Annotated in this window: 2 protein-coding genes and 1 tRNA gene; all 3 read right to left on the reverse strand. The window is 28.5% G+C overall.

What is annotated here, in order from left to right:
* Positions 1-487: 487 nt before the first annotated feature.
* Positions 488-1,264, reverse strand: coding sequence for an HAD-IIA family hydrolase (locus OXH55_RS19840; RefSeq protein ID WP_268051882.1), 777 nt, complete (start codon positions 1,262-1,264; stop codon positions 488-490).
* A 19-nt stretch (positions 1,265-1,283) separates the two neighbouring features.
* Positions 1,284-2,135: a MurR/RpiR family transcriptional regulator gene (locus tag OXH55_RS19845; protein WP_268051883.1), complete on the reverse strand. Its 852-nt coding sequence runs from the start codon at positions 2,133-2,135 to the stop codon at positions 1,284-1,286.
* A gap of 335 nt (positions 2,136-2,470) precedes the next feature.
* Positions 2,471-2,546, reverse strand: a tRNA-Ala gene (locus tag OXH55_RS19850).
* Positions 2,547-2,556: the final 10 nt, after the last annotated feature.

Raw genomic sequence — 2,556 nt, forward strand, 5'->3', positions numbered from 1 at the left:
GGCACGCCGCCAGCGTTCGTCCTGAGCCAGGATCAAACTCTCAATTTAAAAGTTTAATCTTTACTCAAATTTATTGACTGACTGTGTTTCCTTACTTCTGTTTAATTTTCAAAGACCAATTTCTTTCGCCACCTTGTGACAGCTTGTTTAGTATATCATCTCAATTCATACTTGTCAACATTTTTTTTAACTTGTTTAAATTCATACTTCGTTGTTAACCTGTCGTCATTTTGCGACGACAAAGAGTATTTTATCATAAATTTTAGACTTATTTCATCAAATATACTCTATCTATTTAAATTATATTTTATTTTCTATATTTATCTTCATTTTTCTATACTATTCTTATAATGATACACTTGGAAAGGTATAATCAAAGATAATAGTTCCTCACTCATTATCGTAATGTTCTATAGTATCTCCACTACTACTTTTTCGAATAGTATATAAATATTTAGCACCAGTGATTTATTTTATTTCCATAAGCTTATTTTCCTTTATCGCAAACCATAATTTCTCTTAGATTTTTAAATACCCTTGTAGGTTTTATTTCTGATGAATAAAGCTGCTCTTTACAAGTAACTCCTGTTAAAACAAGATAGCAGTAAAGTCCATGATTTACTCCTGTAAGTATGTCTGTATCTAATCTATCTCCAATAATACAGCATTCATTTTTATCACTTCCTAATATATCTAATGCTTCATCTACAATATATTTTTCAGGTTTTCCTATCATAAGCGGTTTTTTATTTGTTGCACATTCAATACTTTTGGCTATTGCTCCAGTATGAGGAACTATTTTATCCCCGTCTGGTATTATATTATCTTCATTAGTACATATAAACTTGGCACCATTCATTATAGCTTGAACTGCTTTTGTCATTTTTTTATAATCAAAATACTTATCATAACCTACTACAACCGCATCAGGATTTTCATCTACAAGCTGAAATCCTCTAATTACAAATTCATTTTTTAAAGCTTCGCTTCCTATTACAAAAACTGTTTTAGCTACTTTATTTTTATACATGTATGCTGCAGTGGCTTGACCTGAAGTCAAAACATTTTTTTCACTAACTTCTATATCCATATTTGCTAATTTATTAACTACTCCTTTTGGATCATTAAATGGACAATTAGTTACAATTAAAAACTTACGATTGTTTTTCTTAAGATAATTAATAAATTCTTTTGCATATTCTATAGGTTCTGCTCCTCTATAAATAGTACCATCTAAATCTATTAAATATTTTAATTCTTTCATTACTCATTCCTCCTAATTTCTATAATCTCATATTATTTAATATTTCTCCCATGTTATCTAAATTCTTAGAAGCCATATTATACTTTTTAGCTACAATACAAGTATATAAACTATCTAAAAGTACAATTTGAGCAATGCGTGAAACAACTGCTTCCTTCATAAATTTAGTTTCAACTGTAGAAGTTATGAGTTTTATATCAGCTATATCTGTTATTGGAGAATCTAAAAAACTAGTACAACAAATTACTTTAGCACCTTTATCTTTTGCGATTTTAAGAGTATTTATAGTCTCCTTTGTTCTACCTGTATGAGAAATTCCAACTGCTACACAATCTTTATCAAGCATATTAGCTGAAACTTTGCTAATATGAGAATCTATTGCTGCGTATGCTGGTAATCCAATTCTCATAAATCTATAGTATGCATCCATCGCTATAGTAGCTGAAGTACCCACTCCATAAAATTCGATTCTTTTTGCACTAATTAAAGCATTAACTGCCTTATCTAATTCTCTTTCATCTAACATGTCACTAGAATCTTTAAGTGCTTTTATACTAGAATCAAAAACCTTTGAGGCTATTATATATGGACTATCCTTTTTATTTATATCTTGTAATATAGACTCTTCTGATTTTTGTATGTTTTTTGCCAAGTTTATTTTTAATTGAGTAAAACCATTAAACCCTAGTTTTTTACAGAATCTAACTATACTAGAATCTGCAACTCCTATTTCTCTTGAAATTTGTGCTACAGTCATATTAATAATATTTTCTGACTGTTTTAAAATAAAATCTGCTATTCTCTTCTCACCTTCATGCATGGCAGGATATAAACTTTTTATTATAACTGTACAATTCATTTCATTTTTCACAATAAATCTCCTAACAATAAAATAATTCAATTTTAATCTTATATTTCCTAATTATAACACTTTGAAAAATTTTATTCAATATAATATTATGTTATACGGAATTTTATTCCTTGTGCATTGCAAAATCCCCAATTTAATTCAATTATATTAGCTATTCTAATAAAAATTATACCTTACTACAATTCCCTACTAATTATTTCATCAAAAATTTCATAGAAGATTTAGATTTATATTTAAATGTTACTTACATAATTAATAGTATGTAAGTATGCCTTATATACCATTTGAAATTAACAAAAAAATAAAAAAACAGTCTTATACAAGACTGTTTTCAATGGTGGAGATAAGGAGATTCGAACTCCTGACCCCCTGCGTGCAAGGCAGGTGCTCTCCCAGCTGAGCTATACCCCCATATGGTGGA

The organism is Clostridium ganghwense (genome assembly GCF_026735165.1).
Classification (GTDB): Bacteria; Bacillota; Clostridia; order Clostridiales; family Clostridiaceae; genus Clostridium_H; species Clostridium_H ganghwense.